Origin of the sequence: Bradyrhizobium australafricanum, from assembly GCF_020329495.1 — a bacterium.
Lineage (GTDB): Bacteria > Pseudomonadota > Alphaproteobacteria > Rhizobiales > Xanthobacteraceae > Bradyrhizobium > Bradyrhizobium australafricanum.
Genome location: NZ_JAGKJL010000009.1, coordinates 104,179 through 118,331, shown reverse-complemented (window position 1 = coordinate 118,331; position 14,153 = coordinate 104,179). Strand labels below are relative to the sequence as shown.

Sequence of the window (14,153 nt, the reverse complement as noted above, 5' to 3'; positions counted from 1 at the left end):
ATCCTGGGTCACATCCTGAACAGGCCGAACTTCGTCGGCTCGATCGGCGCGTTGGCCGCCGCCGACAGGCCGAGCCCGAGCACGAGGCGCGTGTCGGCCGGATCGATCACGCCGTCATCCCACAGCCGCGCCGTGGCGTAATAGGGATTGCCCTGCTTCTCGTATTGGGCGCGGATCGGCTCGCGGAACTTGTCTTCCTCTTCCGCCGACCAGCTCTCGCCCTTGGCCTCGATGCCGTCGCGCCGCACCTGGCTCAGCACCATCGAGGCCTGCTCGCCGCCCATCACCGAGATGCGCGCGTTCGGCCACAGCCAGAGGAAACGCGGGCTGTAGGCGCGGCCGCACATGCCGTAATTGCCGGCGCCGTAGGAGCCGCCGATCACGACGGTGAATTTCGGCACGCCGGCGGTGGCGACCGCCGTCACCAGCTTGGCGCCATCGCGCGCGATGCCGCCCGCCTCGTATTTCTTGCCTACCATGAAGCCGGTGATGTTCTGCAGGAACACCAGCGGAATGCCGCGCTGGCAGCACAGCTCGATAAAATGCGCGCCCTTCAGCGAGCTCTCGCTGAACAGGATGCCGTTGTTGGCGATGATGCCGACCGGATAGCCAAAGATATGGGCGAAGCCGCAGATCAGCGTGGTGCCGTAGAGCTTCTTGAACTCGTCGAATTCGGAGCCATCGACGATCCGCGCGATGATGTCGTGCACGTCGAACGGTTTTCTGCCGTCGGCGGAGACCACGCCGTAGATCTCCTCGGCCGGAAACAGCGGCTCCTGCGGGGAACGCATGTTGAGCTGTGCCTTCACCGGCTGCTTCAGAGTCGCCACGATGCGGCGCGCGATCCCGATCGCGTGGGCGTCGTTCTGCGCATAATGATCGGTCACGCCCGACTGGCGCGAGTGCACATCGGCGCCGCCGAGTTCTTCGGCGGTGACGACCTCGCCGGTCGCCGCCTTCACCAGCGGCGGACCGCCGAGGAAGATCGTGCCTTGATTCCGCACGATGATGCTCTCGTCGGACATCGCCGGCACATAGGCGCCGCCAGCGGTGCAGGATCCCATCACGATCGCAATCTGCGGGATTCCCTGCGACGACATCTGGGCCTGGTTGTAGAAGATGCGGCCGAAATGCCGCTCGTCGGGAAAGATCTCATCCTGCAGCGGCAGGAAGGCGCCGCCGGAATCCACCATGTAGACGCAGGGCAGATTGTTCTGCCGCGCGATGTCCTGGGCGCGCAGGTGCTTCTTCACCGTCATCGGGTAATAGGTGCCGCCTTTGATGGTGGCGTCGTTGGCGACGATGATGCATTCGCGCCCCGAGATGCGCCCGACGCCGGTGATGACGCTGGCCGAATGCACGTCACCGCCATAGAGCCCGTTGGCGGCGAGCGGCGACAGCTCCAGGAACGCGGTGCCGGGGTCGACCAGGAGATCGACGCGATCGCGCGCCAGCATCTTGCCGCGCGAGGTGTGCCGCTTGCGCGAGGTCTCGCCGCCGCCGCCGGCCACCTGGTTGAGCTTGCCGCGGAGCTCCGCGACCAGGCCGCGCATCACCTCGGCGTTGCGGGCGAATTCAGAAGATGTGGGATCGATCGTCGAATGAAGCGGCATCGGTGTTGCACGTTTCGTTGGAGTATCGGTGGGGTTCAGCTCAATTATTGTGCCGGGGTGAGCACAACTGCCACCGTCGATGCGGTGACAGCCCCTCACCCCGACCCTCTCCCCGCGAAGAGCGGGGCGAGGGAGAAGACATCAGGCTGTCTTGGCGAACAGCTCGCGGCCGATCAGCATGCGGCGGATCTCGCTGGTGCCGGCGCCGATCTCGTAGAGCTTTGCGTCGCGCAGCAAGCGGCCGGTGGGATAATCGTTGATGTAGCCGTTGCCGCCGAGCAGCTGGATCGCATCCAGCGCGCATTGGGTGGCCTTCTCCGCGGCATAGAGGATGGCGCCGGCGGCGTCCTCGCGCGTGGTCTCGCCGCGGTCGCAGGCCTTCGCGACGGCGTAAACATAGGCGCGCGAGGCGTTCATCGTGGTGTACATGTCTGCGACCTTGCCCTGCACCAGCTGGAACGAGCCGATCGGCTCGCCGAACTGCTTGCGCTCGTGGACGTAAGGCAGCACCACGTCCATGCAGGCCTGCATGATGCCGATCGGCCCCGCCGCCAGCACCGCGCGCTCGTAGTCGAGACCACTCATCAGCACGTTGACGCCGCGGCCGACCTCGGAGAGCACGTTCTCCTCCGGCACCTCGCAATCCTCGAACACCAATTCGCAGGTGTCGGAGCCGCGCATCCCGAGCTTGTCGAGCTTCTGCGCGGTCGAAAATCCCTTCATGCCCTTTTCGATGATGAAGGCGGTGATGCCACGCGGGCCGGCGTTCGGATCGGTCTTGGCGTAGACCACCAGCGTATCGGCGACCGGGCCGTTGGTGATCCACATCTTGTTGCCGTTGAGGACGAAGCGGTCGCCCTTCTTGTCGGCGCGCGTCTTCATCGAGACCACGTCCGAGCCCGCGGAGGGCTCCGACATCGCGAGCGAGCCGACATGCTCGCCCGAGATCAGCTTCGGCAGGTATTTGCGCTTCTGCGCCTCGTTGCCGTTGCGGCGGATCTGGTTGACGCAGAGGTTGGAATGCGCGCCGTAGGACAGGCCGACCGCGGCCGACGCCCGCGAGATCTCCTCGACCGCGATGCAGTGCTCGAGATAGCCGAGGCCCGAGCCGCCATACTCCTCCTCGACGGTGATGCCGTGCAGGCCGAGCGCGCCGATCCTGGGCCAGAGGTCGCGCGGAAACTGGTTGGTTCGGTCGATCTCGGCGGCGCGCGGCGCGATCTCGTTGGTCGAGAAATCATGCACCGTCTCGCGGATCGCATCCGCGGTCTCGCCAAGGTCGAAATTGAAGATTGCCGCCTGGTTCGAGGCCATGATTCCCTCCCGTGAGATTCATCTTGCAATTAAACGATCATACGTTTTTTTCTTGGCTTCGCAAGCAATCGTGCTATGGTTTGCGCGCGAAATCCGCAGTTCATTGAAATTATTTGGAATTCACTGGGATTTCGTGCGATATACATACGGTCGTTCGCTTGTTTCCTGGTCCTCCCTGGCAAGCCAACACCCTCCGAGGCCCCGATGGCACGCACGATCGGCTCACACGGCCCCACCACGCTGGAGGCGATCCGCAAGGCCGGCGTGCGCCTGATCTTCGAGCACGGCTACGAGGCCATGAGCCTGCGCCAGCTCGCCGCCGAGGTCGGCATCCAGGCAGGCTCACTCTACAACCATATCTCAACCAAGCAGGACCTGCTGTTCGATCTGGTCCAGGACCATATCAACGATTTGCTGCGCGAGCTTGATCTTGCGCTCGAGGGCAAGGCCGATCCGGTTGAGAAGCTGCGCGCCTTTGTCGCGTTCCACGTCACCTACCACATGACCCGCAAGCGCGAGGTCTTCATCGCCAATTCCGAGCTGCGCAGCCTCGATGCGAAGAACTACGACGCGGTGGTGGCGCTGCGCGGCGCCTATGAGCAGCGGCTGGCGCAGATCCTCACCGACGGGGCGTCGGACGGCGTGTTCGAGGTGGTCGACATCCAGGTCGCGACCTTCGCGATCCTTGCGCTGCTCACCGGGCTGTGCACCTGGTACCGCCCCGGCGGCCGGCTGACCCGCGACGCCATCATCGCGGCGCATGAGAAGCTGGTGCTGTCGGGCGTCGCGCCGCAGGCCGCGATCGACCAGGCGAGCCACGGCAGCGACAGCCGGCGCGCCGCCGTGGCGGGCTCGTAACCGTGACCGAGCGCCCACAGCTCGATGACATCGATCTGCGGATTCTGTCCGAGTTGCAGCGGGACGGCCGGATCAGGATCAACGAGCTTGCTGAACGGGTCGGCATCACCGCCCCGCCCTGCCTGCGCCGGGTTCGCGCCCTGCGCAGCCGCGGCGTGATCCAGGCGATCCGCGCCACGCTGGACGAGCGGCTGCTCGGCTATGAGGTGACGACCTTCGTGCTGATCCAGCTCGACAGCCAGACCCTGAGCGCGATCGAGGCGTTCGAGGCTGATGTGGCGGCCGTGCCACGCTTCCTGCAATGCTGGCGGATCTCGGGCGATGCCGACTTCATGCTGAGATGCGTCGCACCCAGCGTCGACGACATGCGCCAGCAGCTGCTGCAATTCGCCGGCCTGCCCAATGTGCGCAAGATCAGAAGCTTTCCGGTGCTCGGCGTCTCCAAGGACGCGCCGCTGCCGATCCCGGGCGCCCTCGCCGCGCCCGCGGCGAGCTGATCGGGCGCTAGTCTGGACTAGGCGCCGACCTTTGTGCGTCCAACCTTAGTGGGTCCACGGCTCCCAGCGGCGGAACGCGAAATTGTCGGCATAGGCGATCTGGCGGTGCGCCGAATCCTTCGGCTCGATCACCTGGTAGGCGATGCCCTTGCGCTCGCAATAGGCGACCGCCTCTTCCTTGGTCTCGAACTGCAGCGTCAGCTGCTGCTTCATGTCGGTGGACGAGGTCCAGCCCATCAAGGGCTCCACGGAGCGCGGCTGCTCCGGCTCGTAGTCCAGTTGCCACTCTTTGGTCTTGGCACGTCCCGATTGCATCGCGTTTTTGGCGGGCTTAAAAATGCGTGCGGTCATGGATGGTCGGCCCCGTGGGATGTGCGACATGGAAGCGATTTGAAGGAAACCGCCGGGATAGTATAGAGACACCTATCAACGATCTGATCGGTGATTCCTCGATCTCGGAGGCAGCCTTCGCCGGACCGGTATAGTCATTCTACCGCGCTGTGACAATCTGGCCTCGGGAGGCTTCCCTTAGCAGTCCCCCGGGCCCGCGGCGCGATCTTCTCGACAAGCATCACCTCGAGGAAACGGCGCGCCATGGAAATCCACGCTACCCTGCCCGAAAAAGGACGCGACCTCCGGCTCGACCTGTTCCGCGGGGTCGCCAACTGGGCGATCTATCTCGATCACATCCCCGACAACGTCGTGAACTGGATCACGACGCGGAATTACGGCTTCAGCGACGCCGCGGACCTGTTCGTCTTCATCTCCGGCTACACCGCCTCCTTCGTCTATGCCCGCATGATGCTGGAACGCGGCTTCATCGTCGGCGCCACCCGGCTGACCAAGCGGGTCTGGCAGCTCTATGTCGCCCACATCATCCTGTTCGTGATCTACATCGCCTCGATCAGCTATCTGGCGCTGCGCTTCGGCGATTCCGAGATCATCAACGAGTTCAACGTCGCCGGCCTTGTCGACAACGCCACCGAGACGCTGCGCCAGGGCCTGTTCCTGAAATTCAAGCCGGTCAATCTCGACGTGCTGCCGCTCTATATCGTGCTGATGGGCCTGTTCCCCCCGGTGCTGTGGTTCATGCTCCGGCGGCCGAACTGGACCATGGCGGCCTCGCTCGTGCTGTGGCTGGTGTCGCGCCACCAGGGCTGGAACCTGCCGGCCTACCCGGCCGGCAGCTGGTACTTCAATCCATTCGCCTGGCAGGTGCTGTTCGTGTTCGGCTCGTGGTGCGCGATGGGCGGCGCCCGCAACAACATGCGCATCATCAACTCACGCTACACGCTGTGGTTTTGCATCGCCTATATGATCTTCGCGCTGATCATGACGATGGCCGGGCGCTTCCCGGACTTCGGCGCCATGTTCCCGGACTGGCTCTATTCGGCCTTCAACCCGAACGACAAGACCAACCTCGCGCCGTATCGCTTCCTGCACTTCGTGGTGATCACGGTGCTGGTGATCCGCTTCATCCCGAAGGACTGGGCGGCGCTGGAGTGGAAGGTGTTCGATCCCCTGATCGTCTGCGGCCAGCAGTCGCTGGCGGTGTTCTGCGTCGGCGTGTTCCTGTCCTTTGTCGGACATTTCGAGCTCTCGATGAGCTCGGGCTCGCTGTTCGCGCAGATCTTCGTCAGCATCTCCGGCATCGCGATCATGACGATCGTGGCCTATTACATCTCGTGGTCGAAGCGGCAGGACAAGCCGGTCAAGCCGCCGGCGGCAAAACCCACGGCGCCGGCGAAGGCGGCGTAAGTCCCTTATTTTTGAGCAAGGCCGCGCAAACGCTTCGCATTTGTCGCGGGGAAAACCGCTTCGCACTTTTCCGGGCCATGCTCTAGAGCATTTTCGGTTCTGATTGAATCAGAACCGAAGCTCTAGATTCTTGTTTTGACGCGTTTTCTTCACGCGAACCGGTGCCCACTTCGCTCGAAAACGCTCTAGCCGCCGCGACTGGTGTCCTGGGTGGTCGAGGAGACGATGGTGGCGACGTCGCCGAACGTCGTCATCACGGGCGTGACGACCTTGTGCATGGCGGTCTTCGACACCAGCGTGTCATGCATCACGAGGTTGTCGATCCCGGTGGTGAGGAAGCAGTTCACCGCGTCCTGCGGCGTCTCGATGATCGGCTCGCCCTTGACGTTGAACGAGGTGTTGATCAGGACCGGCACGCCGGTCAGCGCCTCGAACTCCTTCAGCAGGCGATAGAGCATCGGGTTGGTCTCTTCCCGCACGCTCTGCACCCGCGCCGAACCGTCGACATGCACGATCGCCGGAATCTTGTCGCGCCATTCCGGCCGCACCGGCTTTGCGATCAGCATGTAGGGCGAGTCCTCCTCGCCTTCGAAGATCTCCTTCATGCGCTCGGCCAGCACGATCGGCGCGAACGGCCGGAATGCCTGGCGGTGCTTGACCCGGCTGTTGAGGATGTCCTTCATCTCGGCCTTGCGCGGATCGGCGATCAGGCTGCGGTTGCCGAGCGCGCGCGGACCGAACTCGGAACGGTCCTGAAACCAGCCGATCACGCGCTGGTCGGCGAGCAGCTTTGCGGTGTCGCGGCAGATATTGTCGCTGCGCTTCGCGTCGATCTGGATGCGCACCAGGAAGCTTTGCAGCGCGGCGGCCACCTCGGCCTCGCTGTAGCGCCGCCCGACATAGGCGTGGTCCATCACGAACGAGCGGCGCTGCTTGAGCACCTCGAGCCAGCCGTAATAGGCGCAACCGATGGCGATCCCGTCGTCGCCGGCGGCGGGCTGGATCCAGATGTTTTCGAAACCCGACTCGCGCGCGATGCGGCCGTTGGCCACGCAATTCAGCGCGACGCCGCCGGCGATGCAGAGATTTTTCGCACCCGTGGTCTCGCGCAGCCAGCGCGCCCGCGCCAGCAGCACGTTCTCGGTGTCGTCCTGCACCCGCCAGGCGATGTCCTCCCAGTGCCGCATCGTCGGGCTTTTGTCCCAGCTGCCGCTGTCGAGCACGAAGGGCTGCTGGTTCTCGGCGCCCCAGAACGGCACGTGCAGCTTGCCGTCCTTCATCTCGAGCAGATGGCCGACCTGCTCATGGCGGCCATAGGGCGCCAGCCCCATCAGTTCGCCGCACTTGTTCCAGTCGCCGAATACATAGGTCGAGACACGGCTGTACAGCGCCCCCAGCCCCGGCATGTTGTAGAACTCGTCCGACAAGAGCCCGCGCGCCGGCTCCATGAAGACTTTCTTCAGGCATTCGAGCCTGGTGTCGTCGAACCTGTAGTAACTCTCGGACTCGCGGGCCAGCGGCGACGCCCCATCCTGCGGATAGGACTCCATCGCGTCGGCCTGATAATTGCCGACGCCGTCGACGATCATCACGACGCCGTCGTTGAAGGGCGACACCGCGAACGCGCTGTAGGCATGCGCGAGGTGATGCGAGATCGACACCACCTTGTCGGATTTGGAACGAAACAGCGGGTGCTTGATTGCTTCGTTGCGTTCGGCGATCGGCAGGAAGCCCGGCATATCCTGGTGGAGCATCCGCTCCTCCATCTCGGGCACCGGCAGGATGTAGCTGTTGCGCACCACGAGATCGACGTCGTCGAGGGTGATGCCCTCGGCCGACAGGCAGTAGTCGACGACTTCCCTGTAGAAGCCGGACGCGTGCTTCTCGCGGGTGATGCGCTCCTTGGAGATCGCGTAGGCGATCGCGCCGTCACGCAGCAGGCAGGCGCTGACGTCATGGTCGTAGACGTTGAGACCAAGGACGTAAGTGTGTTGTTTCGGCATGGGCACTCTTTGGAAGGATACAGCAACGCTGAGAGAACAGGATCGTGTCGACTTCAAGTTCTCGCCGGCATTTTCCGAGGTTCTCAAACCTCTGCTTCTGCGATGCACAAATCAAATCGGCGCAACGCAAGATGAACAGAATGAACGGCGGATGAACGACAAGATGAGCGCAGCAACGACAGCATCCTCTGCAGGCGGGACTGTAACTTGACCTTACTTGTTGGTCTCAATAGAGTCGTTAAAGCTCGCAAGAACCTTAGTGAAAATATTGTCTTAGCATGCTCGAACCGAATGCCGGTCTCGCGCGTCTAAGCGAGACAGCCAGCATCAGTTCAGATGTTTGGAAGTGGACTGGAGATCTTCAGAATGACTAAACGCTACAATATCCTGACTCGTTGCCTGGCAGCAGTCGCTTTGTTGTTCGTCTATGTCGCAAGCACCTCCGCCATCCTGGTCGGCGTCACCACAGCGCCGGCGCAAGCCTACTGGCGCGGACGTGGCGGTGGCTGGGGCTATCGCGGCGGCTGGGGCCGCGGCCGCGGATGGGGCTATGGTCGCGGGTATGGATACGGCCGCGGCTATGGCTACTACGGCGGTGGGCCCCGTTGCTGGTGGACCCCGCGTGGTGTTCGCGTTTGCCGGTGGTAACAACCACCCGGCCGACACAAGCGATATTAAAAGACAAAGGTCAGGTGCGTCGATCGCGGCGCACCTGATTTTCTTTTGCGGCCAGCCTCAGCTGCAGCACGCAAGAAAGAGCCCCGGGAGACGCCGGGGCTCTAGTCACGGGAGAGAACGCTTCCGAAATCGGGACGCGAGGACGAGCCGGCGGCCTGATCACCCAATGCATCTACTGCGTGCATGAAAGCAGATTCGGCTGCCTCAAGCTGTAGCGGTGCCGCAACAACCCACCGTAATGCACAGCCTGTCCACCGGTTCCCGAAGCTGGCCGATCACAACCCCGGCGCGCCTAGCCGTCGAGGATGGCGACCGCCCTCGTCCAGCCCGCCGACGCGCGCTCGATCTTCACCGGGAAGCACGACACCATGAACCCGGTCGACGGCAGCTGCTCGAGATTGTGCAGCTTCTCGATGTGGCAGTAACCGATGTGCCGCCCCGCCTTGTGGCCTTCCCAGATCAGGCTGGCGTCCCTGGTCTCGGCGTATCTCTTCGCGGTGAAGACGAACGGCGCGTCCCAGCTCCAGCCGTCGATGCCGGTCAGCCGCACACCGCGCTCGAGCAGATACATCGTCGCCTCGTAGCCCATGCCGCAGCCCGAATTGACGTAGTCGGGCTGGCCATATTTCGCGCCCGCGCTGGTGTTGACGACGACGATCTCGAGCGGCGACAGCGTGTGGCCGATGCGCTTCAGCTCGGCTTCGACATCCTTGGCGGTCGCGACATAACCGTCAGGCAGATGGCGGAAGTCGAGCTTCACGCCCGGCTGGAAGCACCACTCCAGCGGCACCTCGTCGATGGTCCAGGATCGCTCGCCGCGGTTCATGGTCGGATGGAAATGCCAGGGCGCATCGAGATGCGTGCCGTTGTGGGTGGAGAGCGAGACCTGCTCGACGGCCCAGCCCTGTCCGTCGGGCAGGTCCTCCGCCTTCAGTCCATCAAAGAACTGCAGCATGCGCGGTAGCCCCTGCTGGTGATCGATATACTGGATGGTCGGATGGTTGCCGGGCGGATCGGCCGGAACGTCGTTCTGCAGGGGAACGGAGATATCGATCAGTCTGCGCGCCATGGTGCTTCTCGCGGATTGGTCTTGTCGGGCCGAACTACCCTGCCAGCGCGCGCGCGTTATCGGCAAGCCACATCCGCTCGAGATCGCCGCTCACGATGTCGTGGCTTGGACTGCGGCAAGGCGGCGCAACGTTGAACCTATCCCCCGCCCGCACGACCCATTGGCACTGGGGATTTCAGGGCCCAGTATTTCGACGGCGCCGTCTGGACGAGCATATTCCGTCCAGGCGGCGTTGTTGCCTCAGGCGAGACAATCCGGCCGAAGCTTGGTTACCCGTGCCGGAACGCTGTTCACGCACAGAGAGCCACGGAAACAATACGTGTGCTCATTTCGCGCGGATTGCTGGTGGTGTTGCCACGCCGATACAGAGATACCCCAGCAACGATGCTAACCAACCTGCATCTGAACCAAGGCGGGGTTGCGTCGTGTCGGGATTTGATCACTGGAACGGTGCAAATAGAGCCTACTCGTCCGCCGAAGCGCCACATCTGCGCGATGAGCAGCAGCAGTTCGACCGCTATCACAAATTCGACGACCCCATCTCGCGGCCGCCGGAGAGTGGCTCAAGAACCGTGATCCTGGATCGCTACAACCCGCCGGCTCGTTGATCTGGTCAGCGCCCGGGCGGCTGAAGTTGCGAGCAGTGGAGCCGCGGAGCTTCGGTCCCGCGCTTGCTATTTCAGGGTGCCAACTGACCGCGATTTGTGGACCAGCTCAGACACGAGTGCCGAGCACGCGCCGATCATAAGCATCGCGTCCGCCTCATCTACCGACGGAGCGTCTCTGTTAAGTCTTTGATTTGGATGGTCGGGGCAGCTGGATTCGAACCAACGACCTGCAGTACCCAAAACTGCCGCGCTACCAGGCTGCGCTATACCCCGACATTTCCGAGAAGCCCCGTGGATACACGCTTCAGCCAGCGCCAGCAAGGCACGGATGGGGGCTTCGTGCGGCGAATCCGGCACCGTTTTCCGTCCGGAAATCGCGTCAAAACCGAATGCTAACGGCCGCCGAACAGCGGATGGGCAACCCGGTCGCCGGGCTGAATGCCGTATTTCTGCGCGGTCCCGGCAATCACCTCGAGCACGCCCTTTGCGAGCCCGCGCGACGGAATGATCCTGGTCGAGAGCGGCTCGGTGTTTTCCGCGATCCGCAGGATGCGCCCGTCGGCGCGGATGAAGATCATGTCGAGCGAGATGTAGGTGTTCTTCATCCACATCGACACTTCCCGCTCCGGCGAGAAGTCGAACAGCATGCCTTTCCCGTCCGCGAGCTCCTTCCGGTACATCAGGCCGGTCTCCTTCTCCTGCTCGGTGGTTGCCATTTCGACCGAGAAGACGTGCACGCCCGACTTGGTGACGATCTCGAGCGGCTGGACGCTGGCAGCCTGCGCGGCCGGAGCCAGCAGCGCACCGAACATGATCACGAGGCAGGCCATCAGCCACGAACGACGGCGCCCAACAATGCGAACGAAATTCATCGACAAATACTCACACCGGGGAAGATTTTCCGGCGGACCCTAACCCGACGATTGCGGCAAATGCCAGAGCCGAGACGGCTCGCCGGCGGCTCACGTTTCCGTCAGGGGGGATCAGACCTGGATCAGTGCGACGATAGCGCCGACGGACCGGTCTCCGGGTGGATCTCGGCGGCCATCATGCCCTTGGAGCCGGGCCCAAACCGCACCAGCACATACTGGCCGGGGCGTAGTTCGGTCATGCCGAAGCGACGCAGTGTCTCCATATGCACGAAGATGTCGGGCGTGCCCTCGCCGCAGGTCACGAAGCCGAAGCCGCGCAACCGGTTGAACCACTTGACCTGCGCGCGCTCGAGCCCGCTGGTCGCGGTCACCGTGACATGGGTGCGCGGCGGCAGCATCTGCGCCGGATGGATCGCGGTCGATTCGTCCATCGAGACGATGCGGAAAGCCTGGTAGCCCTTCGCGCGCTGCACGCATTCGACGACCAGCCGCGCGCCTTCATAGGCGGTCTGATAGCCGTCGCGCCGCAGCACGGTCACGTGCAGCAGGATGTCGGGCCAGCCATTGTCGGGGACGATGAAGCCGTATCCCTTCGAGGCGTCGAACCATTTGATGACGCCGGAAACTTCGACGAGGTTGGCCGCTGCGTCGCCGAGGCCTGAGAAAGCATCCATCGCCGGATCGCGTGGCGCGCTTCCATACTCGCCTTGACCAATCCTGCTTTGCCCAACTCCGCCCATCGGCGGTCCGCCGAGCTTCTTGGACTCAAATCCGTCCGACCCCATGACCCCGGACCCCACACATCAAATGCAGATCGCCGTCGTTGCGGCGCACCCTGTACACGCTGCTCTCCATGACCAACTCACTCGGACTGATTTGGACGCCGCGCGAATCTCTCAACCAAAAGATAACACTCCCGCTTGCGGGGCATAGCTAAAAAACGATTCTTGCGGGAACTATGAACAGGCTTGCACGGCCGCGAATCAATCAGGCATCAATTGCCTACGAAAGGACCAAGCGTGTCGCCGATGTCGTGGCGGATCACCAGATCGGCGATGTCGTCCTGATCGGTCGGCTCGTTGTTGATGATCACGAGCCGCGCACCGCTCTCCTTCGCCATCATCGGAAAGCCTGCGGCGGGCCACACCACAAGCGATGAGCCGATCGCCAGAAACAGGTCGCAGTGCCGGGAGAGTTCCGCCGCGCGGCGCATCGCGTCCTCGGGCATCGATTGCCCGAACGAGATCGTCGCGGTCTTCACCGGATCGCCGCAGTCCGCGCAGTCGGGGGCGCTGCCCGCCTTGTCGAACTGCTGCTTCACCCACGACAGCTCGTAGTCCTTGCCGCAGCCGATGCAGCGGCCATAGGTCGTGTTGCCGTGCAGCTCGATCACGTCGTCGGCCTTGAAGCCCGAGGCCTGATGCAGGTTGTCGATGTTTTGCGTGATGATGCCGGGAACCTTGCCGGCCCGGTAGAGCGACGCAAGCGCGCGATGCCCGCGACCGGGTTTGGCCGCCGCAAACGTCTGTTCCATCGCAAAGCGGCGCCGCCATGACTCGTCGCGCGCGTCCTGGCTGGCGACGAACTCGTCGAACGGAATTGGTCGGTTGCGGGTCCACAGCCCGCCGGGCGAGCGGAAATCGGGAATGCCGCACTCGGTGGAGATGCCAGCCCCGGTGAAGGGCACGATGGACGACGCCTCGGCAATCATGTTGCCGAGCTGCTCGACGCCGCTGCGCAAGTCTTTCGCGATCACTGGAAACAATCCGGTTGGCCGCAGCGACTATAGCACGGCCAGACCGATTGCGAGCTCAACCGTTGCGCGAGCGATCGGCTGCGGTCAGGGTGCCTTGATCGATCGGCCTTCGATCACCTGCGTCGGCGCATCCGCTTGGTCGCTCTTCCACCGCCTCAGCATCATCACATTCCTGCACTGGCTGCTCCGCATTGACGCCCAATTCGCCGACGCCAATGCGCCCGGGACAGGACCACGGCCAGGAGGATGGGCATGACCGATCAGGAAGACCGCGTCGCGCGCGAGCGCGAGGAGATCGTCGCACGCGTCGCCAGCTTCAGGGCGACGCAGCAGAAGTTCGAGCGCGATCGCCAGGAATATTACGACAACACGCTCGGCAATGCCTGGAGTGGATTTCAACGCAAGACCGCTTAACGCAAGACCGCTTAACGCAAGACCGCTTGATGCCCTGCCAGGCGACCGCGTTCATGGTCCGGGCGCCCGCGATTGCGCCTTGAGGCGCAAGTGAGAAAGCCCCCGAACGGTTTGCTCCGGGCTTATGTCAATTGCCAGTGCCGCTGTGCGATGGTTGCCGCAAACGCAGTTCCGGTTCCCTCGAGCGTTTTCCGTTCCGATCGGATCGCTCGAAAACGCGCCAGCCATGCGATAGCGCAAAGCTACCATCGGTTAGCGCTGGAACAAAAATACAACCTCAGTGATTAGCTTGGCGGTGAACAAGGTTGGCGTCGATGCCGGCATGGATGGAACTGCTGCTTAACGTGATGGGCTTTGCCGGCTTCATCGGCATCGCGATGTATCACAAGCATCCGAACGGGAAGCTGCCGGACTGAGCGCCGGCGGCGCGTCTCGGCTTGCCGTTCCCTCGGCTGGCCGTCTTCAGTTTGCCTTCCGAGCCTCTCCCGCCGTCCGGACCAGCCGGTCCGCCTTCATAAGCACCTTGCCGCTCTCCGGCTGCGGCCGCAGCCAGAAGCTGATCGCGACAAAAGCCAAGCAGAACAGCAGCCCCACCACCATCACGCGCCGGTGGGTCGGTCGATCAGCACTGTGGAACGATGGCATCATGGCTGTCACCCGCAGCCATCCCAATCGCAATCGCAGGTGGTGACAACACGATGCTGCTCTTAACC

15 protein-coding genes and 1 tRNA gene are annotated in these 14,153 nt (G+C 63.3%); 6 read left to right on the top strand and 10 right to left on the bottom strand.

Annotation, left to right across the window (positions count from 1 at the left end; all coding sequences use genetic code 11):
- Positions 1-8 precede the first annotated feature (8 nt).
- Both J6525_RS10995 and J6525_RS10990 read right to left on the bottom strand, forming a co-directional pair.
- On the bottom strand, positions 9-1,613 hold the full coding sequence (locus J6525_RS10995; protein WP_225644323.1) for a carboxyl transferase domain-containing protein: 1,605 nt from the start codon (positions 1,611-1,613) through the stop codon (positions 9-11).
- A gap of 141 nt (positions 1,614-1,754) precedes the next feature.
- Entirely contained in the window at positions 1,755-2,927 is a 1,173-nt protein-coding gene (locus J6525_RS10990) for an isovaleryl-CoA dehydrogenase (protein ID WP_092083419.1), read from the bottom strand.
- 204 nt (positions 2,928-3,131) lie between these two features.
- Between J6525_RS10990 and J6525_RS10985 the strand changes: the two genes are divergently transcribed.
- Positions 3,132-3,785: a TetR/AcrR family transcriptional regulator gene (locus J6525_RS10985; protein ID WP_092083420.1), complete on the top strand. Its 654-nt coding sequence runs from the start codon at positions 3,132-3,134 to the stop codon at positions 3,783-3,785.
- A 2-nt stretch (positions 3,786-3,787) separates the two neighbouring features.
- Positions 3,788-4,282 (top strand): Lrp/AsnC family transcriptional regulator, encoded by a 495-nt coding sequence (locus J6525_RS10980; protein ID WP_028332152.1) that lies wholly within the window; start codon positions 3,788-3,790, stop codon positions 4,280-4,282.
- A 45-nt stretch (positions 4,283-4,327) separates the two neighbouring features.
- Here J6525_RS10980 and J6525_RS10975 read toward each other — a convergent pair whose 3' ends face one another.
- Positions 4,328-4,633: an ETC complex I subunit gene (locus J6525_RS10975; protein WP_016846428.1), complete on the bottom strand. Its 306-nt coding sequence runs from the start codon at positions 4,631-4,633 to the stop codon at positions 4,328-4,330.
- A gap of 243 nt (positions 4,634-4,876) precedes the next feature.
- On the opposite strand from J6525_RS10975, the gene J6525_RS10970 reads away from it, so the two are divergent.
- Positions 4,877-6,040, top strand: coding sequence for an OpgC domain-containing protein (locus J6525_RS10970; protein ID WP_050384313.1), 1,164 nt, complete (start codon positions 4,877-4,879; stop codon positions 6,038-6,040).
- A 185-nt stretch (positions 6,041-6,225) separates the two neighbouring features.
- Here the strand turns inward: J6525_RS10970 and J6525_RS10965 are convergent, their stop codons facing one another.
- The gene (locus J6525_RS10965; protein WP_225644321.1) at positions 6,226-8,043 is read right to left on the bottom strand and encodes a carbamoyltransferase family protein; all 1,818 of its coding nucleotides are present in this window, start codon (positions 8,041-8,043) and stop codon (positions 6,226-6,228) included.
- A gap of 366 nt (positions 8,044-8,409) precedes the next feature.
- Here J6525_RS10965 and J6525_RS10960 point away from each other — a divergent pair, with 366 nt between their 5' ends.
- Positions 8,410-8,691: a hypothetical protein gene (locus J6525_RS10960; RefSeq protein ID WP_092083423.1), complete on the top strand. Its 282-nt coding sequence runs from the start codon at positions 8,410-8,412 to the stop codon at positions 8,689-8,691.
- Positions 8,692-9,013: 322 nt separating this feature from the next.
- Here J6525_RS10960 and J6525_RS10955 read toward each other — a convergent pair whose 3' ends face one another.
- The gene (locus J6525_RS10955; protein ID WP_092083424.1) at positions 9,014-9,790 is read right to left on the bottom strand and encodes a cyclase family protein; all 777 of its coding nucleotides are present in this window, start codon (positions 9,788-9,790) and stop codon (positions 9,014-9,016) included.
- 425 nt (positions 9,791-10,215) lie between these two features.
- On the opposite strand from J6525_RS10955, the gene J6525_RS10950 reads away from it, so the two are divergent.
- The gene (locus J6525_RS10950) at positions 10,216-10,398 is read left to right on the top strand and encodes a hypothetical protein (protein ID WP_129964999.1); all 183 of its coding nucleotides are present in this window, start codon (positions 10,216-10,218) and stop codon (positions 10,396-10,398) included.
- 196 nt (positions 10,399-10,594) lie between these two features.
- Here the strand turns inward: J6525_RS10950 and J6525_RS10945 are convergent.
- From J6525_RS10945 to J6525_RS10930, 4 genes are all read right to left on the bottom strand, one after another.
- A tRNA-Pro gene (locus tag J6525_RS10945) sits at positions 10,595-10,671 on the bottom strand.
- A 119-nt stretch (positions 10,672-10,790) separates the two neighbouring features.
- Complete coding sequence (locus tag J6525_RS10940) at positions 10,791-11,270, bottom strand: DUF192 domain-containing protein (protein ID WP_225644319.1); 480 nt, start codon at positions 11,268-11,270, stop codon at positions 10,791-10,793.
- Positions 11,271-11,392: 122 nt separating this feature from the next.
- Entirely contained in the window at positions 11,393-12,055 is a 663-nt protein-coding gene (locus tag J6525_RS10935; protein ID WP_057018559.1) for a cold-shock protein, read from the bottom strand.
- A 209-nt stretch (positions 12,056-12,264) separates the two neighbouring features.
- Positions 12,265-13,026, bottom strand: a complete 762-nt coding sequence (locus tag J6525_RS10930; RefSeq protein ID WP_225160997.1) for an SIR2 family NAD-dependent protein deacylase — start codon at positions 13,024-13,026, stop codon at positions 12,265-12,267.
- A gap of 252 nt (positions 13,027-13,278) precedes the next feature.
- On the opposite strand from J6525_RS10930, the gene J6525_RS10925 reads away from it, so the two are divergent.
- Positions 13,279-13,440, top strand: coding sequence for a hypothetical protein (locus J6525_RS10925; protein WP_162832435.1), 162 nt, complete (start codon positions 13,279-13,281; stop codon positions 13,438-13,440).
- A 462-nt stretch (positions 13,441-13,902) separates the two neighbouring features.
- Here J6525_RS10925 and J6525_RS10920 read toward each other — a convergent pair whose 3' ends face one another.
- Positions 13,903-14,088, bottom strand: a complete 186-nt coding sequence (locus J6525_RS10920; protein WP_225644317.1) for a hypothetical protein — start codon at positions 14,086-14,088, stop codon at positions 13,903-13,905.
- Positions 14,089-14,153: the final 65 nt, after the last annotated feature.